The 22,133-nt window shown below is 63.9% G+C and carries 18 protein-coding genes; 7 read left to right on the plus strand and 11 right to left on the minus strand.

Annotated features, from left to right (window positions below; genetic code table 11):
* Positions 1-20 precede the first annotated feature (20 nt).
* Positions 21-1,331, plus strand: coding sequence for a cysteine desulfurase-like protein (locus QAZ47_RS00580; RefSeq protein WP_278232132.1), 1,311 nt, complete (start codon positions 21-23; stop codon positions 1,329-1,331).
* A gap of 234 nt (positions 1,332-1,565) precedes the next feature.
* Here QAZ47_RS00580 and QAZ47_RS00585 read toward each other — a convergent pair whose 3' ends face one another.
* From QAZ47_RS00585 to QAZ47_RS00605, 5 genes are read right to left on the minus strand one after another with little or no spacing between them, the layout of a single operon-like run.
* The gene (locus tag QAZ47_RS00585) at positions 1,566-2,390 is read right to left on the minus strand and encodes a dipeptide ABC transporter ATP-binding protein (RefSeq protein ID WP_278232133.1); all 825 of its coding nucleotides are present in this window, start codon (positions 2,388-2,390) and stop codon (positions 1,566-1,568) included.
* Between the two features lie 13 nt (positions 2,391-2,403).
* Positions 2,404-3,255, minus strand: coding sequence for an ABC transporter ATP-binding protein (locus QAZ47_RS00590; RefSeq protein WP_278232134.1), 852 nt, complete (start codon positions 3,253-3,255; stop codon positions 2,404-2,406).
* A complete protein-coding gene (locus QAZ47_RS00595; RefSeq protein ID WP_278077346.1) occupies positions 3,255-4,139 on the minus strand; it encodes an ABC transporter permease subunit in 885 nt (294 codons plus the stop codon). Before QAZ47_RS00595 ends, QAZ47_RS00590 begins: the two co-directional genes overlap by 1 nt.
* Before the next feature lie 26 nt (positions 4,140-4,165).
* Positions 4,166-5,173: an ABC transporter permease subunit gene (locus tag QAZ47_RS00600; protein ID WP_278205020.1), complete on the minus strand. Its 1,008-nt coding sequence runs from the start codon at positions 5,171-5,173 to the stop codon at positions 4,166-4,168.
* A gap of 50 nt (positions 5,174-5,223) precedes the next feature.
* The gene (locus tag QAZ47_RS00605; protein ID WP_278205021.1) at positions 5,224-6,822 is read right to left on the minus strand and encodes an ABC transporter substrate-binding protein; all 1,599 of its coding nucleotides are present in this window, start codon (positions 6,820-6,822) and stop codon (positions 5,224-5,226) included.
* Between the two features lie 479 nt (positions 6,823-7,301).
* On the opposite strand from QAZ47_RS00605, the gene QAZ47_RS00610 reads away from it, so the two are divergent.
* Both QAZ47_RS00610 and QAZ47_RS00615 read left to right on the plus strand, forming a co-directional pair.
* On the plus strand, positions 7,302-9,302 hold the full coding sequence (locus tag QAZ47_RS00610; protein WP_278232135.1) for a long-chain-fatty-acid--CoA ligase: 2,001 nt from the start codon (positions 7,302-7,304) through the stop codon (positions 9,300-9,302).
* A gap of 76 nt (positions 9,303-9,378) precedes the next feature.
* A complete protein-coding gene (locus tag QAZ47_RS00615) occupies positions 9,379-10,017 on the plus strand; it encodes a 50S ribosomal protein L11 methyltransferase (protein WP_278233742.1) in 639 nt (212 codons plus the stop codon).
* Between the two features lie 72 nt (positions 10,018-10,089).
* Here QAZ47_RS00615 and QAZ47_RS00620 read toward each other — a convergent pair whose 3' ends face one another.
* Together QAZ47_RS00620 and pgi are read right to left on the minus strand one after the other, a co-directional pair.
* Positions 10,090-10,815 carry an HAD family hydrolase gene (locus QAZ47_RS00620; RefSeq protein WP_278232136.1) on the minus strand — a complete coding sequence of 242 codons (726 nt, stop codon included), beginning with the start codon at positions 10,813-10,815 and terminating at the stop codon, positions 10,090-10,092.
* Positions 10,816-10,821: 6 nt separating this feature from the next.
* Positions 10,822-12,429, minus strand: coding sequence for a glucose-6-phosphate isomerase (pgi, locus tag QAZ47_RS00625; protein WP_278233743.1), 1,608 nt, complete (start codon positions 12,427-12,429; stop codon positions 10,822-10,824).
* 506 nt (positions 12,430-12,935) lie between these two features.
* Between pgi and QAZ47_RS00630 the strand changes: the two genes are divergently transcribed.
* Both QAZ47_RS00630 and QAZ47_RS00635 read left to right on the plus strand, forming a co-directional pair.
* A complete protein-coding gene (locus tag QAZ47_RS00630) occupies positions 12,936-14,429 on the plus strand; it encodes a PLP-dependent aminotransferase family protein (protein ID WP_278077293.1) in 1,494 nt (497 codons plus the stop codon).
* A 219-nt stretch (positions 14,430-14,648) separates the two neighbouring features.
* Positions 14,649-16,238, plus strand: a complete 1,590-nt coding sequence (locus QAZ47_RS00635; RefSeq protein WP_278232137.1) for a trimethylamine methyltransferase family protein — start codon at positions 14,649-14,651, stop codon at positions 16,236-16,238.
* A 15-nt stretch (positions 16,239-16,253) separates the two neighbouring features.
* Here the strand turns inward: QAZ47_RS00635 and QAZ47_RS00640 are convergent, their stop codons facing one another.
* Both QAZ47_RS00640 and QAZ47_RS00645 read right to left on the minus strand, forming a co-directional pair.
* Positions 16,254-16,652: a hypothetical protein gene (locus tag QAZ47_RS00640; protein WP_278232138.1), complete on the minus strand. Its 399-nt coding sequence runs from the start codon at positions 16,650-16,652 to the stop codon at positions 16,254-16,256.
* 121 nt (positions 16,653-16,773) lie between these two features.
* Complete coding sequence (locus QAZ47_RS00645; protein ID WP_278232139.1) at positions 16,774-18,579, minus strand: IlvD/Edd family dehydratase; 1,806 nt, start codon at positions 18,577-18,579, stop codon at positions 16,774-16,776.
* 150 nt (positions 18,580-18,729) lie between these two features.
* Between QAZ47_RS00645 and QAZ47_RS00650 the strand changes: the two genes are divergently transcribed.
* Entirely contained in the window at positions 18,730-19,182 is a 453-nt protein-coding gene (locus QAZ47_RS00650; protein WP_278232140.1) for a carbon monoxide dehydrogenase subunit G, read from the plus strand.
* Positions 19,183-19,290: 108 nt separating this feature from the next.
* On the opposite strand, the gene QAZ47_RS00655 is transcribed toward QAZ47_RS00650, so the two are convergent.
* Positions 19,291-20,466 carry an Mrp/NBP35 family ATP-binding protein gene (locus QAZ47_RS00655; protein ID WP_278232141.1) on the minus strand — a complete coding sequence of 392 codons (1,176 nt, stop codon included), beginning with the start codon at positions 20,464-20,466 and terminating at the stop codon, positions 19,291-19,293.
* A 253-nt stretch (positions 20,467-20,719) separates the two neighbouring features.
* Between QAZ47_RS00655 and QAZ47_RS00660 the strand changes: the two genes are divergently transcribed.
* On the plus strand, positions 20,720-21,097 hold the full coding sequence (locus QAZ47_RS00660) for a VOC family protein (RefSeq protein ID WP_278232142.1): 378 nt from the start codon (positions 20,720-20,722) through the stop codon (positions 21,095-21,097).
* 28 nt (positions 21,098-21,125) lie between these two features.
* Here QAZ47_RS00660 and QAZ47_RS00665 read toward each other — a convergent pair whose 3' ends face one another.
* Positions 21,126-22,130 carry an inorganic phosphate transporter gene (locus tag QAZ47_RS00665; RefSeq protein ID WP_278205030.1) on the minus strand — a complete coding sequence of 335 codons (1,005 nt, stop codon included), beginning with the start codon at positions 22,128-22,130 and terminating at the stop codon, positions 21,126-21,128.
* Positions 22,131-22,133 lie beyond the last annotated feature (3 nt).

Below are 22,133 nucleotides of genomic sequence, written 5' to 3' on the forward strand. Positions count from 1 at the left end.
TGACCTAAAGGAGACTCCTCGTGAACCAGCACCATGTTTCGAAAGCGCCGAATTCGAAAGCGCATGATGGGGCCGCTTCGTTCCCGGTCGAGAGGATCCGCGCCATGTTCCCTGCGCTGAAGCAGGCCGGCGACTTCATCTTCATGGACAACGCCGCCGGCGCGCAGATCCCGCAAAGCGTGCTCGACGCCGTGACCAACCATCTGGTCGGGCACAACGTCCAGCGCGGCGGCCGCTACGGCCGCAGCGTCACCGTCGACCAGTCGGTCGCCGACGCCCGCGAAAGCGTTGCGCTTTTGATCAACGCCTACAGCCCATCCGAAATCTGCTTCGGCATGAACGCCACCTCGTTCATCCGTCTGGTCAGCCTCGGCATCGGCCAGATGCTTGCCAAAGACACAGATGAGGGACGCGACGAGATCGTCGTCACCGACATGGACCATGACGCCAACATCGCCACCTGGCTGGCGCTGGAGCAGGCCGGCGCCAAGTTTAGATGGTGGCGCATGCGCGAGGACGGCAATCTCCATGTCGACGACCTCAAGCCGCTGGTCTCGGAGCGCACCCGGCTCGTCGCCTGTACGGTGACGGCGCATTCGATCGGCTCGATCGTAGACGTCGCTTCCGTCTCCCGGATCGCGCATGCGGCAGGCGCGGAAGTGTTTCTCGACTGCGTGCATTACGGCCCGCACGGGCTGATCGACGTGCAGGCCTGGGACTGCGACTATCTCGTCTGCTCCGGCTACAAGAATTTCTCGCCGCATATGGGCTTCCTCTGGGGCCGCTTCGACACGCTGAAGCAACTGCCGACCTTCCGCGAGGACTTCATTCCGGACGAGCCGCCCTACAAGGTTGAAGCTGGCACCTTCATCTACGAGAACGTCTCCGGCATGGATGCGGCGGTGCGCTATCTGGAATCGGTCGGCCGCAATTTCCTAGCTCAGAACAACCGCTCGCGCCGCGACAACATCGTCGCCGGCATGAACGCCATCCGCGACTACGAGCTGATGCTGGCGCGCGAGATGCTGAAGGTGCTGAAGGATTGCGGCGCGACCATCTACGGCGTCGCCGACGAAGCGCGCATCAACGAGCGCGTGCCGACCTTCTGCTTCAACATCGGCACGCTGTCGCCGCAAAGGATCGTCGAGGAGATGGCCGCCATGCAGATCGGCATCCGCGACGGGCACATGTACGCGCCACGGCTGATGAAGCGGCTCAACCTGTCGATGGACAGCGGCGCAATCCGCGCCTCACTGGTGCACTACAACACGGTGGAGGAGGTGCACCGCTTCGGCGAGGCGCTGCGGGCGATCATCGCGAAGCTGTCGTGAAACAACCGAGCCTTCTTGGGGGAAGTGGTGCGTAGCAAGTTCCGCTTCGTCATCCACGGGCGAAGCAAGGAGCGAAGCGACGCGGCGCAGACCCGAGGATCCATTCCGTGACATACGAGCGTCGCAACGGTGCAGAATTCTGCTCCGCTGCACCATTCGGCTGAGGAAACGGAATGGATCCTAGGTCTGCGCGACGCTTCGCGTCGCTCCGCCTAGGATGACGACCTCCTAGGCCTAAGCCGCCTTCTTCGCCAGCCGCGCCTTGATACTAGCCACGTCGGCGCGCGGCGTCGCGGCGAAGAGCGTCTTGGTGTAGCTGTGCTTGGGGTCCGAAAAGACCTCGTCGCGCGAGCCGTATTCGACCGCTTCGCCGAAATACATCACCATCACGTCGTCGGCGATGTAGCGCACCACCGAGAGGTCATGGCTGATGAAGACGTAGGTCAGCTTGAACTCGTCCTGCAGGTCGGCGAGGAGGTTGAGCACCTGCGCCTGCACCGAAAGGTCGAGCGCCGAGACCGGCTCGTCCAGCACCAGCAGGCTCGGGTTCAGCATCAGCGCGCGGGCGATCGCGATGCGCTGGCGCTGGCCGCCGGAGAACATGTGTGGATAGCGGTTGTAGTGCTCCGGGCCGAGACCGACCTTCTTCAGCATCTTCATCGCAAGGTCGCGGCGTTCCTCGGCCGGCTTGTCGGTGTTGATCAAGAGCGGCTCGCCGAGCACGTCGCCGATCTTCTGGCGCGGGTTGAGCGAGCCGTAGGGGTTCTGGAAGACGATCTGCACCTTGCGGCGCATCTCCTTGGTCAGTCCGTCCCTGGCGATGTCGACCTTCTTGCCGTCGATCAAAAGCTCGCCGGCCGTCGCCGGATCGATCAAAGTGATGATGCGGGCGAGCGTGGACTTGCCGCAGCCGCTTTCGCCGACGATGGCAAGCGTCTTGCCCTTCTCGACGCTGAAGGAGACGCCCTTCACCGCATGCACTGTGCGCGCAGGGCGGAACAGGCCGCCGCCGACATGGTAGTCGCGCTTGATGTTCTTGCCTTCGACGACCTTGGTCATGCGGCGGCTCCAGTCATGCACTAGCTCCCTGGGGCGCCGGCTCGAACAGCATGTCGGAGACGGTCGGCAGCCGGTCGCCGACGGCGTTTTCCGGCAGCGCCGACAGCAGCGCGCGCGTGTAGTTGCTCTTCGGCGATTCAAAGAGCGACAACACGTCGGCCTCTTCCATCTTGCGGCCCTTGTACTGGACGATGACGCGATCGGCGGTCTCGGCGACCACGCCCATATTGTGGGTGATCATGATCAGGCCCATGCCGTATTTGGCCTGCAGTGAAACCAAGAGATCGAGGATCTGCTTCTGGATGGTGACGTCGAGCGCGGTGGTCGGCTCGTCGGCGATCAGGAGCTTCGGATTGCAGGCGATCGCCATCGCGATCATGACGCGCTGGCACTGGCCGCCCGACATCTGATGCGGGAAGGAATTGAGCCGCTCGGCCGGCTCGGGAATGCCGACCTGCTTCAACAGCTCTATGGCGCGCGCCCGGCGCTGCGCACGGTCCATTCCGAGATGGAAGCGCAGCACTTCCTCGATCTGGAAGCCGACGGTGAAGCAGGGATTGAGGCTGGCGATCGGCTCCTGGAAGATCATGGCAATGTCCTTGCCGATGATCTTGCGACGCTCGGCCGGATTGATCTTGAGGAGATCGCGGCCGTTGAAGGTCATGCGGTCGGCGGTGACGGTGGCCGTCCACGGCAGAAGGCCCATCACCGCCAGCATCGACACCGACTTGCCTGAGCCGGATTCGCCGACGATGGCGAGCACCTCGCGCTCGTCGACATGGAGCGAAACGCCGTCGACGGCGCGGAACGGGCCGGACGCGGTCTGGAATTCGACGACGAGGTTATGGATGTCGAGCAATGCCATCACGACCTCCTGAGCTTCGGATCGAGCGCGTCGCGCAGGCCGTCGCCGATCAGGTTGATGGCGAGCACGGTGATGAGGATGGCAAGACCGGGGAAGGTCACCACCCACCAGGCGCGCAGGATGAACTCGCGCGCCGAGGCGAGCATCGTGCCCCATTCCGGCGTCGGCGGCTGCGCGCCGAGGCCGAGGAAACCCAGCGCCGCCGCTTCGAGGATGGCGTTGGAGAAGGACAGCGTGCCCTGGACGATCAGCGGCGCCAGGCAATTGGGCAGGATCGTGCGAAGCATCAGCCTCAGATGGCCGGCGCCGGCGACCTTCGCCGCCACGACATATTCGCGGCTCTTCTCGGCCATGACGGCGGCACGAACCAGGCGGGCGAAATGCGGCTGGAGCACCAGTGAGATCGCCAGCATCGCATTGAACAGGCCGGGGCCGAGGATGGTCACCAGAACCAGTGCCAAGAGCAGCGACGGGAAAGCCAGGATAAGGTCCATGACGCGCATGATCGCGACGTCGACCCAGCCGCGGAAATAACCGGCGAGCAGGCCAAGCGTGATGCCACCGGTGAGCGCCAGCGTGACCACGACCGCGCCGATCAGCAGCGAGAAGCGCGCGCCGTAGAGCAGGCGCGAAAGGATGTCGCGGCCGACCGGATCGGTGCCAAGCAGATATTGAGTGCTGCCACCCGTCTGCCAGGCCGGCGGCCTGAGGAACGCGGTCTTGTCCTGGATGTCGGGCGCATAGGGCGCGAGCAGCGGCGCGAAGAGTGCCGCCAGCACCAAAAGGATGAAGACGAAGAGGCCGATGACGGCGCCGCGGTTGACCGAGAAATAGTGCCAGAAGGTCTTGAAGCCGGTCAGTCGGTCCGGGCTGCCGGCGGCCATGGGGGCGATTTCGGTCGACTGACTCATCACGCCGCCCTGATGCGCGGGTTGATGACGGCATAGAGCACGTCGACGATGAGATTCACGGCCATGACGATGAGGGCGATCAAAAGCAGACCTGACTGCACGACGACATAGTCGCGCTTGAAGATGGAATCGACCATCCACTTGCCGATGCCCGGCCAGGCGAAGATGGTTTCGGTGAGAATGGCGCCGGCAAGCAGCGTGCCGACCTGCAGGCCGATGGTGGTGACGACCGGGATCAGCGCGTTGCGCAGCGCGTGCACGCCAATGACGCGGGCGGCGGAAAGCCCCTTGGCGCGGGCGGTGCGGACATAGTCCTCGCCCAGCACCTCGAGCATGGCCGAGCGCGTCTGGCGCGCGATCACCGCCAGCGGAATGGTGCCGAGCACGATCGCGGGCAGGACGAGATGGCTGAGCGCCGAGCGCAGCGCGTCCCATTTGCCATAGAGGATGCTGTCGATGGTCATGAAGCCGGTGATCGGCTTCAGGAAGAACTGCAGGCCCATGCGGCCCGACACCGGCGTCCAGCCGAGATAGCCGGAAAAGAAGATGATGAGCAGCAGGCCCCACCAGAAGATCGGCATGGAATAGCCGACGAGCGCGGTGCCCATCAGCGACTGGTCGAACCACGAGCCGCGCTTGACGGCAGCGAATATGCCGGCCGGGATGCCGATCACCATGGCGAAGATCATGGCGAAGAAGGACAGTTCCAGCGTCGCCGGGAAGAGCGTCTTGAACTCCTCGAGAACCGGGCGCTTGGATGAAATCGAGACGCCGAAGTCACCCGTGGCGACCTCGCCGACATAGCGCGCATACTGCTCCCAGATCGGCAGGTTGTAGCCGAACTGTTCCTTGAGCTCTTCGTAGCGGGCGGGGGTGACGCCATGCTCGCCGGCCATGGCCAGGATCGGATCGCCGGGCAGCAGCCGGACGAAGGCGAAGGCGCAGATGGTGATGCCGACCAGGGTCGGGATCAGAAGTGCTATTTTGTTGAGAAGATATCGGAGCATCGTCGAATGGAATGGGGCGGCGCTAAAATCGCGCCGCCCCGTTCGCAATATTACTCGGCCTTGTCAACGCCGTCGAAGCGATGAATGCCGAGCGGGTCCATCTTGAAGCCGCTGACATTGTTGCGAACGACCGCATAAACCTGGCTGTGAGCCAGCAGGAAGGCGGGCGCCTGCTTGGCGAAGATTTCCTGCGCCTGCTCATAGAGCTTGGTGCGCTCGCCCTGGTCGCTGGTCTTCTTGGCCTTCTGGATCAGGTCCTCGAAGTCCTTGTCGCACCAGCTGGAGTAGTTCGAGACGCCGATGGCCGAGCAGGCGAAGAGGGTGGCGAAGAAGTTGTCCGGATCGCCATTGTCGCCGGTCCAGCCGATCTGGAAGGCGCCGGGACGGTCCTTCTTCTTGCCTTCCTCGCGATACTTCGTCCATTCGTAGTTGACGATGTTGGCCTTGACGCCGACCTTGGCCCAGTCGGCCTGGATCAGCTCAGCCGCGCGCTGGAAGTTCGGGTTGTACGGACGCACGCGGTCGGCGGCCCAGAGCTGGATTTCCTTCAGCCCGGCATCGGCCAGCACCTTCTTGGCCGCTTCAGGGTCGTAGGAATCGAACTTCACATCCTTGTTCCACGACCACATGGTCGGCGGGATCAGGTTCTGGGCCGGCGTGGCACCTGCATCCTGGAACAGCGACTTGATCAGGGCTTCCCGGTCGATCGCCTGGTTGAGCGCATGACGAACCTCGGGCTTGTCGAGCGGCGGGATCGTCGTGTTGTAGCTCATGTAGCCGATGTTGAGGCCGGCCTGGTCCATCAGGGTCACGTCCTTGTTGGCCTTGATGGTGGCGATGTCGGCCGGGTTCGGATAGGGCGCGACGTCGCATTCGCCGGCCAGCACCTTCTGGATGCGGGCGGTCGCGTCAGGCGTGATGGCGAAGACGAGGTCGTCGATCTTCTCCTTGCCCTTGAAGTAGTCGGGGTTCGCCGCATAGCGGATGACCGAATCCAGCTGATAGTCGACGAACTGGAACGGGCCGGTGCCGATCGGCTTGGTCGAGAAGTCGGCCATCTTGCCATCCTTCTCGAGCTGGTCGGCATATTCCTTCGAGACGATCGAGGCGAAGTCCATGCCGAGATTGGCCAGCATCGGCGCGTTCGGCTCGGTCAGCGTCAGCTTGACGGTCAGGTCGTCGACCTTTTCCCACTTGGCGACGTATTTCGGCATGTCCATGCCGGTGTAATAGTCCCAGGTCAGGTTCGGCAGATACTTCTCGCCGTTCCACGGATTCTGCTTGTTGAACTGACGGTCGAAGGAGAAGACGACGTCATCGGCATTGAGATCGCGGGTCGGCTTGAAATAGTCGGTGGTCTGGAACTTCACGCCCGGATGCAGGTGGAAAGTATAGACCAGGCCGTCGTCGGAGATTTCCCATTTGTCGGCGAGGCCGGGCTCGATCTCGGTGCCGCCATGCTTGAACTCGACGAGGCGCGAATAGACCGTGCGCGACGAAGCGTCGAAGTCGTTACCGCCCGTCGTCGTACCCGGGTCGAAATTGGCCGGCGACGCTTCCGAGCAATAGACAAGCGTCTTTGCATTGGCCATGCCACCCAGGACGCTTGCAGCCAGCAACGCGGCTGCAAAAGTCATTGTCTTTTTCATTGAGCACTCCCTGATGTTCTTCCAAGCCCCTCTATCAGGCTCGCGAAGCGCGCATATAAGCACCGTTTTTCGGGCTTTGGAACACCCCGTTTGCGTACCCCATGGTAAGCAGGAAAAGAATCCGTATTCTCCTCAAATAGCGGAAAAAATGAGCAGAATTTTTCACTCACGACATTGTTAACGACCGCATTTTTTTATTGATCGACCGTTTGCCGGAATCAGAACGAGTAGCCCCTGCTTGCAATCCCGGTCCTCGTCCGCATGCGCTTCGAGGAGCGGTCGGGCGAAGAGATTTCGACGGCAAATCTTTCCGCCGCTGTCGCTGGGGCAAGACTTGCACGGCCGCTGATAGAGGCAATACATAGGCGCTATGCCGGATTTGTTGGGAATCCGCGATCGGCGGCAGCGGAGAACGCTTCCGATATCGGAGGCGGACGCGCCGCGAGGCAGCAAGACAAGGCACACCAGGGAGGGATTTGGTGGCAAAAGCAGCAAAGACGACGCCCCCGGCGAAGGCAAAAGCCAAGGCCGCGACCACCAATGCCGGCGCACCCAAGGCTTCACCTGCAAAGACTTCATCGGCCAAGGCCTCACCGGCCAAGACTTCTTCACCGGCAAAGACGGCGTCAAAGCCCAAGGTCGTCGCGAAGCCAGTTGCCGCTCAAGCGAAGACGAGCCCCAAGTCCATAACCAAGGCTGAGACCGCAAAAACCAGCAAGCCCGCCGCCACGAAGGCAGCGAGCACCGCAAAGCCGGCATCCGCTCCGGCCAGGCATCTGCCGAAGGCGATCACGGAACTCACCGCCGGGTTGCCGGACAAGCCGTGGCTCAAGAACTATCCGAAGAACATGCCTGCCGAGATCGGCCCGCTGCCATACAATTCGATCGGCGACTTCCTTGTCGGCGCCTGCAAGGAGTTTGCCGGCCGACCGGCCTTCGTCTGCATGGGCAAGTCGATCTCCTACGCCGAGCTCGAGCGGCTTTCGGCGGCCTTCGCCGCCTATCTGCAGTCGAAAGGACTGGAGAAGGGTGCGCGCGTGGCGCTGATGATGCCGAATGTGCTGCAATATCCGGTGGCGATGATGGCGGTGCTTCGCGCCGGCTTCACGGTGGTGAACGTCAACCCGCTCTACACGCCGCGCGAGCTGGAGCATCAGCTCAAGGATTCCGGCGCGCAGGCCATCGTCATCCTGGAAAACTTCGCCAACACGCTGCAGGCGGTGATCGCCCGGACGCCGGTCAAGCATGTGGTGGTCGCGGCGATGGGCGACATGCTGGGCGGCCTGAAGGGAGCGATCGTCAACCTCGTCGTGCGGCGGGTGAAGAAGATGGTTCCCGCCTGGTCGCTGCCCGGCCACGTCAAATTCAACGCCGCGCTGAAGGCCGGCGGGCACCTCGCCTTCAAGCCCGCGGCGGTGTCGGGTGACGATATCGCCTTCCTGCAATATACCGGCGGCACGACCGGCGTCTCGAAGGGTGCGACGCTGCTGCACCGGAACGTCTTGTCCAACGTGGCGCAGAATTCGCTGTGGGTGGAGGACGCCTACACGGTCAAGCCGAAGCCGGCGCATCTCAACTTCATCTGCGCGCTGCCGCTCTACCACATCTTCGCGCTGACTGTGAACGCGCTGATGGGCATGCAGCAAGGCGCGCAGAACGTGCTCGTCCCGAACCCGCGCGACATTCCGGGCTTCGTCAAGGAACTGCAGAAATATCCGGCCCACATCTTCCCCGGCCTCAACACGCTGTTCAACGCGCTGCTCAACAATGAGGATTTCCGCAAGCTCGACTTCAAGCCGCTGATCCTGACGCTTGGCGGCGGCATGGCGGTGCAGAAGGGCGTGGCCGAGCGCTGGAAGGCGCTGACCGGCTGTCCGGTGAGCGAGGGCTACGGGCTTTCCGAAACCTCGCCGGTGGCCACCGCCAACAAGTTCAGCTCAAGCGACTTCACCGGCACGATCGGCCTGCCGCTGCCTTCGACCGAGATTGCCATCCGCGACGACGACGGCAACAACGTGCCGCTCGGTGAAGTCGGCGAGATCTGCATCCGCGGGCCGCAGGTGATGGCCGGCTACTGGAACCGTCTGGACGAGACCGCCAAGGTGATGACCAAGGACGGCTTCTTCAAGTCGGGCGACATGGGCTTCATGGACGAGCGTGGCTACACCAAGATCGTCGACCGCAAGAAGGACATGATCCTGGTCTCCGGCTTCAACGTCTATCCGAACGAGCTGGAAGAGGTCGTGGCGCACCACCCGGGCGTGCTGGAAGTGGCGGCGATCGGTGTGCCGGACGAGCATTCCGGCGAGGTGCCGAAGCTGTTCGTGGTCAAGAAGGACCCCGCGCTCACCGTTGAGGCGCTGACTGCCTATTGCCGCGAGAACCTGACCGGCTACAAGCGGCCGAGATACATCGAATTCCGCAGCGAGCTGCCGAAGACGCCGGTCGGCAAGATCCTGCGGCGCGCATTGCGGGAATAACTTGGCCGACAGTGCCGCCGGTGTGACGCCAGAGCGCCGCGCGGGCCTCGATCCGGCGGAATTCATCAAGGCGAACATGCGGCTTTTGCCGGTGCCGTCGCTGCCTGAAATCCGCCTCTATACGGCCCATCCCGGCAGCGGGCTGAGGCGGCTCCTGGAACCGGACGACGGCAAATACGACCGCTCAGCCGAGCCGCAGCCGCCCTACTGGGCCTATGCCTGGGCGGGCGGCGCGGTGCTGGCGCGCTACATCCTCGACCGGCCTTCGAGCGTCGCGGGCCGTCGCGTGCTCGACCTCGGGGCCGGCTCCGGCCTTGTCGCCATCGCTGCGGCAAAGGCCGGAGCAAGCGAGGTGGTCGCGGCGGAAATCGACCGCAACGGTATTGTCGCGCTTGGCCTCAACGCCGCGGCCAACGGCGTCGCCATGACCATAATCGGCGAGGACATCACCGACGGTCCGCCGCCCGGCGTCGATCTGGTGCTGGCCGGCGATGTTTTTTACGGACGGGCGGTCGCGCGGCGGGTCATCCCATTCCTCGACCGGTGCCTTGCCGCCGGCATCGACGTGCTGGTCGGCGACCCGGGCCGCGCCTGGCTGCCCAGGCGGCGGCTTCGCCTGCTTGGCGAATATCAGGTGCCAGATGTCGGCGGGAACGGCGGCGGCGAGCCGAAGCCGAGCGGAGTGTTTGCGTTTGTGCCGAAGGGCGCCGGTTAGAGCAGCTCATCTCTGGCGGAATCGCTGACCTGCTCTAACGGAAAGCCGTCGCACGCTTTTTCTGGAAGTGCTTCAGCCAGCCGCCACGCTCACCCGCGCGGCCAGAAAATCCGGCAGGTCGGCGACCGAATCCAGGATGACGTCGGCCATCGGCGACAGCGAGTCGCGCGTGCCGGTGCCGGAAAGAACGCCCACCGCCAGCCCGCAGCCGCCGGCGCGCGCCATTTCGAGGTCGTGGCGGTTGTCGCCGACCATGGCGATCTCGCTGGGCTTCAGCCCGGTCAGGTCGCAGAACGCGACGACCGTATCGGGCGCCGGCTTGGGGTTGGCCACGGCATCGTAACCGAAGGCGGCGTCGAAGAGCTGCGCGACGCCGAGCGTGGCGAGCGTCTTCTCGGCGCCGCTGGTGGAATCGTTGGTGGCGACGCCCATGCGGAAGGATTTCTTGTGCAGCGTCCTCAGCGAATCGATGATGCCGGGAAGCGCGACCGCCATCGATGAGCCCTGCACCGAGGTGATCTCGTTGAAGCGGGAGACGGCCAGCATCTGGTCCTCGTCGGACAGGCGCGGGAACCAGAGCTCGACGACATCCATGTTCGAGCCGGACGCGAAGATCGAATCGGGCTTGAAGCGCTTGCTGACGAAATCGAAGCCGGCGGCGGCGAGCAGCCTGTCGGCCTTCCAGCGGTCGCCCTCGGCGGCGTCCATGGCCATGAAGTCGGCAATGCCGAGCCAGGTTGCGTTGAAGTCGACAAGCGTGCCGTCCTTGTCGAACAGAATTCCCTTGATATCCGCCAAATCCTTTTACTCCGCGCCGCGCAATTGGTGGATATGAGCCACCAGCCCGGCAGTCGAGGCGTCGCGTTTTGCGGCAGTCTCCTTGCCTTCCACGACAGGCAGCAGGCCCGTCGCCAATTCCTTGCCAAGTTCGACACCCCACTGGTCGAACGAATTGATGTTGAACAGCGTGCCCTCGACGAAGACGCGATGCTCGTATAGCGCGATCAGCCGGCCGAGCGTGCGCGGATCGAGCTTGCGATAGAGGATGGTGAGCGAGGGCCGGTTGCCCGAAAACACACGGTGCGGCGCGATGCGGTCGACATCGGCGGGCTTCAAGCCCTTGGCCAGCATCTGCGCGCGCGCCTCTTCCAGCGTGCGGCCCTTCATGAAGGCCTCCGACTGGGCCAGGCAGTTGGCGAGCAGCAGGTCGTGATGGGTCTTCAGTTCCGGCTCGTGGCCGACGGCGGCAGCGAGGAACTCGACCGGGATGAAATCGGTGCCCTGATGCAAAAGCTGGAAGAAGGCATGCTGGCCGTTGGTGCCGGGCTCGCCCCAGACCAGCGGACCGGTCGGCGTCGCGACGGCGCCGCCATCCAGCGTCACACTCTTGCCGTTCGATTCCATATCGAGCTGCTGCAGGTAGGCCGGCAGGCGCGACAGGCGCTGGTCGTAGGGAATGACGGCGCGCGCCGGATATTTGCAGACGACGCGGTGCCACCAGCCGATCAGCCCGAGCAGAGCCGGCAGGTTCTTCCGCAGGGGTGCTGAGCGGAAATGCTCGTCCATCTCATGCGCGCCGTCGAGGAAGGCGCGGAAGTTGCGCGGACCGATGGCGATCATCACCGGCAGGCCGATGGCGCTCCAGACCGAGTAGCGGCCGCCGACCCAGTCCCAGAAGCCGAAGACGCGGTCCTTTTCGATGCCGAACTTCGCCACCAGGTCGAGCGCGGTCGAGACGGCGGCGAAATGCTTGCCGATCGCCTCCTTGCCCAGCGCCTTCTCCACCCATTTGCGCGCCGTCTCGGCGTTGGTCATCGTCTCGACCGTGGTGAAGGTCTTGGAGGCGACGATGAACAGCGTCGTTTCTGGAGACAAACCCTTCAGCGTGTCGTGGATATGGGCGCCGTCGACATTGGAGACGTAATGCGCGCGCGGGCCGTCGTGGTAGGGGGCGAGCGCCAGCGTGACCATCGCCGGCCCAAGGTCCGAGCCGCCGATGCCGATATTGACGATGTCGGTGATCTTCTTGCCGGTGGCGCCGGCGGCCTCGCCGGAGCGGATGGCATCGGCAAAGGCGCCCATGGCGTCGAGCACGGCAATCACATCGGCCTTGGTGTCCTGGCCATCGACCACGACGCCCTTGCCGGTCAAATTGCGCAACGCCGTGTGCAGCACGGCGCGGCCCTCGGTGACGTTGATCTTCTTGCCTTCGAACATCGCGGCGCGGCGGCCTTCGAGATCGGCGGCGCCGGCTAGCTTCTCCAGCATGGCCATCGTGTCGGCGTCGACCGCGCATTTCGACCAGTCGAGCAGAAGGTCGCCATCGGTGGCGGAGAATTTTTCGAAGCGCCTGGGATCGGCGGCGAAGGCTTCGCGCATGGTGCCCTTGGCCGCAACGCGCTGGTCACGCAACGCGGCAAGCTGCTTGTCGAAGGCTGACTGGTCCACTGGCGGGCTCCTGGCGGGTTTTTACAATGATTTTAACAGGCTGGATGTTTCCGGCGCGTGTCGTCGCGACATTCTATTGAGCCGATTTCCCTTTTTTCGTTCAAGCGCGGCGGCGATGACCTAAGGTCACGCCTCGATGACCTAAGGGTCACGCCCCGATGATGCAAAGCGACACGTCTCGATGACGCGAGGCGTCACGCTTCGATGACCTAAGGCATCACGCCTCGATGAGGCAAGGCGCCACGCCTTTATGCCGCACCGCATCACGCTTTTATGATGCGGTGCGGCACCATTTTGCGGCCAATGGACGGACCACTTCGTGGCCAATGGATGGACCACTTCCTGGCCAATGGATCACTGGCATAAATCCCAGCGATCAGAAAAATTGATTGGCGCAACCCCTTGTGCCACCCCTACACTCGACTGGTCCAGCCAAGTGAAAACAGCTGGCCATCCGAGGAAGACCTCCCATGCCACAGCGCAATGACACGGCCATATGGTCCGGCCTGTTCCGGATTTCGGCCGAATCCGGACAAACCCTCCAGGCGCAGATCCGCCAGGCGATCGTAGCAGCCATCCTCGACCGACAAATCGCCGCCTCGATGCCGCTGCCGTCCTGCCGGATTCTGGCGGAAAAACTTGGGGTTGCCCGCGGCACGGTGGTGCTTGCCTTCCAGCAGCTGGTCGACCAGGGCTTTTTGGTGGCGCGCGAGCGGCGCGGCCACTTCGTCAACCCCGACGTGCTGGCCACCCCCGCCAAGCCACACCAGAAGGCACCCGACCAGCAGAACGAGATCGACTGGAAGGCCCGCCGGCAGATCGCCGCCAGCGACATGCCGCCGCCGGCCAAGCATGACAACTGGATCAAGTCCTCCTATCCGTTCGTCTACGGCCAGTTCGATCCGGCGCTGTTCCCGACCGCCGAATGGCGCGAATGCAACCGCATGGCGCTCGCGGTGCTCGAGATCCGCAACTGGGCATCCGACATGGTGGACCGCGACGATCCGCTGCTGATCGAGCAGATCCAGGCCCGGCTTTTGCCGCGCCGCGGCATCTTCGCCAATCCGGACGAGATCATCGTGACGCTGGGCGCGCAGAACGCACTCTATATGCTGGCCTCGCTGCTGATGACGAAGGGCTCGAAGGTGGCGATGGAAGACCCGGGCTATCCGGACGCCCGCTCGATCTTCCGGCTCGCCGGCGCCGACATCCAGCCGGTACCGGTCGACCAGTCGGGCATCGTGACCTCGGCGATCCCCAGCGATTCAGGCTTCGTCTTCGTCACCCCCAGCCATCATTGCCCGACCATGGTGCCGCTGTCGGCGGAGCGGCGGCAGGACCTGTTGGCGCGGGCCAACCGCAACAACCAGATCATCATCGAGGACGGCTACGACAGCCAGCTCCTCGACGAGGCGCCGCAGCAGGCGCTGAAGAGCCTCGACCGCTCGGGCCGCGTCATCTATGTCGGCTCGATGTCGAAGACGCTGGCGCCAGGCCTGCGGCTCGGCTACATCGTCGCCTCGGCCGGGCTGATCGCCGAGCTTCGCGCGCTTCGCCGCTTCATGCTCAGGCACCCGCCGGCGAACAACCAGCGCGCGGTGGCGCTGTTCCTGTCGCTCGGCCACCACGAGGCGCTGGTGCGCCGGCTGTCCGCCGCCTTCGACGAGCGGCGCAAGCGCCTGGTCCATGCGATTTCCGCTTTCCTGCCAGAGTGGCGTTCGACCGACTCGGCGGGCGGAACGTCGCTCTGGCTGGAGGGGCCGCGCGGCACCGATTCACGTGGTCTAGCGGAGGCCGCCGCGTCGCGCAGCGTCATCATCGAGCCCGGCGACCGCTTCTTCGAACGCAGCGAAAAGCCCTCGCGTTTCATGCGCTTGGGCATCTCCTCGATCTCGCTGCAGCACATCGAGCCGGGCATCCGGGAACTCGCCACGGCGGCCGGACGCAGGCCCGCTGCCGCCTGATCGCTACGAACTACCCAAAAGAGAGCCGGCGCTTCGCCGGCTCTTTTTTTTGGCGCGTTTCATCGCTTTAGCATTCTGGCATATTCGACGGAGTTGGTTGGCCCATAGGCTGTGCCAATGCCGGCGGCATAGTCGGGGCCTATAGGGGACGAGGCAGGCCGATGGTGGACCAACCGCCACGCACCCTGCCCCTGAAAAACCAAAGGTGGAGTGCTTTCCATGTCAGTGGCTCTTGAGAAGCAGGAAGCGTCGTCGGACCAGCGTTCGCGACGGTCCGGCGGGCGCGAAGCGCGCCGCGCGATGCGGGCAGCACCGCTCGCAGACGATATCCGTCCGGTGCGGCCCGGCCTCGAAGGCGGCAGCTACGGCCCATTGAGCCAGAACGACTGCGAGCGCATCCACGAGGCGGTGCTGACGCTTCTGGAGACGGTCGGCTTCGCCAACGCCATTCCCTCTTGCATCGAAGCGCTGACCAGGGTCGGCGCAACCTATGGCGATGACGGGCGCGTCCGCCTGCCGAGGGGGCTGGTGCTCGACACGATCAAAAAAGCGGCGCGCCACTTCACGCTTCACGGCCAGGATCCCAAACACGACATGGTGATCCAGGGTAAGCGCGTTCACTACGGCACGGCGGGTGCTGCCGTGCATCTTGTCGACGTCGAGAAGCGCGAATACCGCGAATCGCAACTGCAGGACATCTACGACGCCGCCCGCCTCGTCGACGGGCTCGACAACATCCATTTCTTCCAGCGCACGATGGTGCCGCGCGACATCCCCGATCCGCTCGAGATGGATTTCAACACGCTCTATGCCTGCGTGATGGGGACATCGAAACATGTCGGCACCTCGTTCACGGTGCGCGAGAACGTCAAGCCGGCGCTGGAAATGCTCTATGCGATTGCCGGCGGCGAGGAGAATTTCCGGGCGCGGCCGTTCGTCTCCAACTCGAACTGCTTCGTCGTGCCGCCGATGAAATTCGCCGAGGACGCCTGCGGCGTGCTCGAAGCCTGCGTCGAGGGCGGCATCCCGATCCTGCTCCTGTCGGCCGGCCAGGCCGGCGCCACGGCTCCCGCCGCCATCGCCGGCGCGGTTGTCCAGGCGGTGGCGGAAGTGCTGATGGGCCTGGTCTATGTCAACGCGATAAAACCCGGCCATCCGGCGATCTTCGGCACCTGGCCGTTCGTCTCCGACCTCAGGACCGGCGCCATGTCCGGCGGCTCGGCCGAGCAGTCGGTGCTGACCGCGGCGTGCGCGCAGATGGCGCAATATTACGACCTGCCCGGCGGCTCGGCCGCCGGCATGACGGACTCGAAGCTGCCCGACATCCAATCCGGCTACGAAAAGGGCATCACCAATGTGATGGCGGGACTGTCAGGTCTCAACCTCGTCTATGAATCGGCCGGCATGCATGCCTCGCTGCTCGGCTTCTGCCTCGAAAGCCTGATCATCGACAACGACATGCTCGGCCACTGCCTGCGCTGTGTGCGCGGCATCGAGGTAACCGACGACGCGCTGTCGATCGACACCATTACCGATGTCTGCCTGAAGGGACCTGGCCATTATCTCGGCAACGAGCAGACGCTGAAGCTGATGCAGACCGAGTATTTCTATCCCGCTGTCGGCGACCGGTTCTCGCCCAAGGAATGGAACGAGAAGGGTCGGCCCGACATCCTGCAACGGGCGATCGCCGAGAAGAAGCGGGTGCTTGCCGAGCGTTTTCCGCGGCATGTGTCGCGGCTCGTCGACGACAAGCTGCGCGCGCGCTTCGGCGAGATGATCAAGCTGCCGCGCAACAAGATGGGCGGATAAGCTCTATCGCGCAGATCACTCGGCCGTCAGTCCGTAGCGCTCGACGACTTCGGCGCTGATAAGCTTCGCGTGCAGCGTCATCAGCACGATCTGCGCATCGAAACTGTCGCCGGCTTCGAGCGCGGCCTCGATGCGGTGCTCGGCCTCCAGCGTAAGTTCCTTGCCGTTGGCCTGCTCGAAGGTATCCCGTCCGGCAACACAATAGCTGCAAAGCTGCGCCACCGATTGATAGGCCTGCGGCGGCGGCTCTTCCGGCCAACGGTCGTTCATCAGATTGACGATGGTGAGTTTCACGCCCTCTGGCACCAAGGCGGGATGCAGGTCCGCCTGGCGCAGCGCATCATCGAGCTGGCGCAGGTCGCCCGAGCGAGCGAACATGCCGAGGAAGCCGAGGGAAGAGCGCCGTTTCGCCATTATGGTCTTGGTCCAGCCGGGATGACGCTATCTGGATGTGCAAAGCGGCTGAAACAAGGGCGTAAGAAAAGGGCGGCCCGCGCTTCGCAAGCCGCCCCGTCGATTCCCTAAGCAGGAAACCTCAGTGATTGTCGCGCGGCACGCCGCTGGTATGCGCTACATCCTGGTATTTCACCGCCGGCTTCAGCACCATTCCGGCCGAGAACTGGTCGACCATGCCGCGCTGGATCTCCTGCCAAGGCGTCTGGTGCTTGGGATAGTGATAGCCGCCATTGCCCTGCAGCTCGGCCCGCCGCCTTGCGATCTCCTCGTCGCTGACGAGGATGTTGGCGGTACCCTTCCTGAGATCGATGCGTACGCGGTCGCCGGTCTTGAGCAGCGCAAGGCCGCCGCCGATGGCGGCTTCCGGCGAGGCATTGAGGATCGACGGCGAGCCGGACGTGCCGGACTGACGGCCGTCGCCGATGCAGGCCAGCGAATGGATGCCCTTCTTGATAAGGTAGGCCGGCGGCTGCATGTTGACCACCTCGGCGCCGCCTGGATAGCCGACCGGACCGGCGCCGCGCATGAACAGGATCGTGTGCTCGTCGATCCCTTGCGCCGGATCGTCGATGCGGGCGTGGTAATCTTCCGGACCGTCGAAGACCATGGCGTTGCCTTCGAAGGCCTCCGGATCGTTCGGGTTGGAGAGATAGCGCTCGCGGAATTCGGGCGAGATGCCGCTGGTCTTCATGATCGCGGAATCGAACAGATTGCCCTTGAGGTTGATGAAGCCGGCATTGGCCTTGAGTGGCTTGGCGGCGCTGCTGATCACCTCCGGGTTCTCGTTGACGGCGTCCCTGCAATTGTCGCCCATGGTCTTGCCGTTGGCGGTGATCGCATCGGGATGCGGCAGCAGGCCGCCCTTCATCAGCTCGGCCACCACCGCCGGCACACCGCCGGCACGGTGGTAGTCCTCGCCGAGATACTCGCCCGTCGGCTGCAGGTTGACGAGGAGCGGGATGTTGAGGCCAACCTTCTGCCAGTCGTCGTTGTCGAGCGCCACGCCGAGATGGCGGGCAATCGCGTTGAGGTGGATCGGCGCGTTGGTGGAGCCGCCGATCGCCGAGTTGACGACGATGGCGTTCTCGAACGCCTTGCGGGTCATGATGTCGGAAGGCTTCAGGTCCTCATGCACCATCTCGACGATGCGCCTGCCCGTCTCGTAGCCCATCTGGCCGCGCTCGCGATAGGGCGCGGGGATGGCGGCCGAGCCGGGTAGCTGCATGCCGAGCGCCTCGGCCAGCGAGTTCATCGTGGTGGCGGTGCCCATGGTGTTGCAATAACCGGTCGACGGCGCCGAGGAGGCGACGATGTCCATGAATTCGTCATAGTCGATCTCGCCGGCCGACAGCCGCTGGCGCGATTCCCAGACGATGGTGCCGGAACCGGTGCGCTTGCCCTTGTGCCAGCCGTTGAGCATCGGACCGACCGAAAACGCGATAGCCGGAATATTGACGGTGGCGGCCGCCATCAGCAGCGCGGGCGTAGTCTTGTCGCAGCCGATGGTGAGCACCACGCCGTCGATCGGATAGCCGTAGAGCACCTCGACGAGGCTAAGATAGGCGAGGTTGCGGTCGAGCGCCGCGGTCGGGCGCTTGCCGGTTTCCTGGATCGGGTGGCACGGGAACTCGAAGGGGATGCCGCCCATCGACACGATGCCTTCGCGCACGCGCTTGGCGAGTTCGACATGGTGCCGATTGCAGGGCGAAAGATCGGAGCCCGTCTGCGCGATGCCGATCAGCGGCTTGCCCGACATCAGCTCGGCGCGTGTCAGTCCGTAATTGAGGTAGCGCTCGAGATAGAGCGCCGTCATGCCCGGATTGTCGGGATTATCGAACCACTCCTGCGAGCGAAATTTCTTCTTCTTGGTGGGGGCGCCTGCCATGGTGGTCTCCGTATTTGTATGACAAATCGATATGACAACGCGCTCACGCAAGCAAGAGGCACGAGCGCCGCAGACCCGCACTTTGGTGCGATAGACAGATTAGGGGCCACGCGCTACGACCAATCGGCATCAGCAATCCGGGAGGTCTTGATGGCTTTGGTGATCGAAGGCGAGGAACGGATCGCCGCACCCGTTGAGAAAGTCTGGAAGGCCCTCAACGACCCGGACATCCTCAAGGAGGCCATTCCCGGCTGCAAGAGCCTGGAAAAGAAATCGGACACCGAGATGGCCGCGACCGTAGTTTTGAAGATCGGGCCGATCAAGGCGACCTTCAACGGCGAGGTGACGTTGAAGAACCTCAAGCCGCCGCATTCCTACACCATCCAGGGCGAAGGCAAGGGCGGCGTCGCCGGCTTTGCCAAGGGCGGTGCCGACGTGACGCTGACCGCCGACGGCGCGGACACGACGGTGCTCAAATATGCCGCCAAGGCCGATGTCGGCGGCAAGATCGCCCAGCTCGGCAGCCGTCTGATCGAATCGACATCGAAGAAGCTGGCGGGACAGTTTTTTTCGACTTTTGGCGAGAAGGTCGGCGCGGCTTAACTTTGTGCCTGAAGCAATTCAAGGAGAAGCGGTTCGGCTTTTCCGTGAGACGGTGGACAGCACCAGCCTGAACAACACCCGGTTTTCTCGAGCGCCGACCGAATAGAATTATTCGAAAACGATGCTCGGCACGGCAGCTTCTGCCGCGCCGCGCTCCTCTTGGACCCTGTCCCAGACCTTAGCCGCGATATCGCGGTAGATCCTCGCCTCGGCGCCGTCGGGCTTGGCCACGACCACGGGCGAGCCGGCGTCCGAGCTTTCACGGATACCCATTTCGAGCGGCACTTCGCCCAGGAAGGTGACACCCAGACGCTCGGCCTCGCGGCGCGCGCCGCCATGACCGAAGATGTCGTAGCGCTTGCCGGTGTCGGGCGCGAGGAAATAGCTCATGTTCTCGACGATGCCGAGCAGCGGCACGTCGACCTTCTTGAACATGTTGAGGCCCTTGCGCGCATCGATCAGGGCGAGATCCTGCGGCGTCGAGACAATGACGGCGCCGGCGAGAGGTACCTGCTGGGCCATGGTGAGCTGGGCATCGCCGGTGCCGGGCGGCATGTCCACAACCAGCACGTCGAGCGGCCCCCACTCGACCTCGCGCAACATCTGGGTGAGCGCCGACATCACCATCGGGCCGCGCCAGATCATCGGCGTCTCCTCATCGACGAGGAAACCCATCGACATCACCTTGAGGCCATAATTCTGCATCGGCCTCAGGACCTTGCCATCGACGGTCTGGGGCCGGCCATGGATGTTGAGCAGCCTCGGCATCGACGGCCCGTATATATCGGCATCGAGCACGCCGACGTTCAGTCCATTGGCGGCAAGGCCGAGCGCCAGGTTGACGGCGGTGGTCGACTTGCCGACGCCGCCCTTGCCGGAGGCCACCGCAATGATCGCATCGATGCCGGGCACGCCGCGCTTGCCGTGGCTGTGCGAAGCGGGCGCTGGACGCTGCGGCGCTGCCTGGGGAGTTGGGTGCGGCGGCGCTGCCTGCGGAGCCGGACGCGGCCGAACCGGCGCTTCCATGCCGCCGCCCTTTTTTTCCGCCGTCAGCGCAACGACGGCGCTGGCGACGCCGGGGATGGCCTTCACCACGCGCTCGGCGGCGGCGCGCAGCGGCTCCATCTCCTGCGCGCGGGCGGCGGGAACGGTGATCGAGAAGAACACTTTGGAATCGGCGATGAAAATCTCCGAGACCAGGCCGAGGTCGACGATATTGCCGGTGAAATCCGGTCCGTTGACCGTCTTCAGGCGCTCGATAACGGTTTCCTTGCTGACGGACATGAGCTTTTTCCCAAGCGTTTGCCGGTTCAGATAATGCAGTTCCCGCAGAGAACCAAGCTCCGGAACGACATGTGCGGCGACATGCCTTCAAAAACTTGCGCTCGCGTGTCGGGTTTTGCGGGCGTCTTTCGTCTTCAAGAAAGATGCATCCCGATTGCGCAGGCCGCAGTCGCCGGAAGACAGCGCAACTCTATTTTCCTGGTTTCGGGCGCGGCAGCCGACAGGGAGCAGCCAACGGAGAAAGGAGACAGTCATGCTCGAACACAGCAACGCGACAGCCAATCTCGCGGTGAAGGACCTGGAGAAGGCAAAGGCCTTCTATGCGGGAACGCTCGGCCTCAAGCAGGTCGACGACATGGACGGCGAGCTGATCGTCTACAAAAGCGGCGACACGGTCATCAATGTCTATCATTCGCAATTCGCCGGCACCAACAAGGCGACGGCGGTAACCTGGGCGGTGGGCGACCAGATCGAACCGATCGTCAAGTCGTTGCGCTCGAAGGGCGTCAGCTTCGAGCACTACGATATGCCCGGTCTGTCGCTCGAGGGCGACATCCACGTCGGCCACGGCATGAAAGTCGCATGGTTCAAGGATCCCGACGGGAACATCTTGAATCTCGTGGGAAAGTAGCTTCGCCCGCAGACGCAGGCGGGCCGCATCATCCGGCCAGCCTCGTGGCGAGGTAGGTGAGCGCTGAAATCGCCGCTGTCGCCGGCAGGGTGATGACCCATGCCACGACGATGTTGCCGGCTATGCCCCAGCGCACCGCCGAGACGCGGCGGGCGGCGCCGACGCCGATGATCGCCCCTGTAATGGTATGCGTGGTGGAGACGGGGACACCGAGCCACGTCGCGGCAAAAAGCGTTATGGCGCCGCCCGTCTCGGCGCAAAAACCCTGCATCGGGTTCAGCCGGGTGATCTTCGACCCCATGGTGTGAACGATGCGCCAGCCGCCGAGCAGCGTGCCCAGCGCCAGCGCCGACTGGCAGGTGATGACCACCCACAGCGGCACATAGAAGCTCTGGCCGAGCATGCCTTGCGAATAGAGCAGCACGGCGATGATGCCCATGGTCTTCTGTGCGTCATTGCCGCCATGTCCCAGCGAATAGAGCGAGGCGGAAAAGAACTGCAGGACACGAAACGAGCTGTCGACGGCGAACGGTGTCTGGCGCACGAACAGCCACGAGACGATGAGGACGAGAACGAGCGCCAGGACGAATCCGGTAGCCGGCGAAAGCACGATCGCCGCGACCGTCTTGCCGAGCCCGGACCAGACGATGGCGCCGGTTCCGGCCTTGGCGACACCGGCGCCGACCAGCCCGCCGATCAGCGCATGCGAGCTGCTCGACGGAATGCCCACGATCCAGGTGACGATGTTCCAGACGATGGCGCCGACGAGCGCGGCGAAGATCACCGCCGGCGTCACGATGCTGGCGTCGACGATGCCTTTTCCAACAGTCTCGGCGACATGCAGGCCGAAGAACAGGAAGGCGATGAAATTGAAGAAAGCCGCCCAAAAGACCGCATAGTGCGGCCTGAGCACGCGGGTGGAAACGATGGTCGCGATCGAATTGGCGGCATCGTGCAGGCCGTTGAGGAAATCGAAGAACAGCGCCACGGCGACGAGGCCGACCAGCAGGGGAAAGGCGATCGTGGCGTCCATCGC

Source organism: Mesorhizobium sp. WSM4904 (assembly GCF_029674545.1).
In the GTDB taxonomy this organism is placed as follows: domain Bacteria; phylum Pseudomonadota; class Alphaproteobacteria; order Rhizobiales; family Rhizobiaceae; genus Mesorhizobium.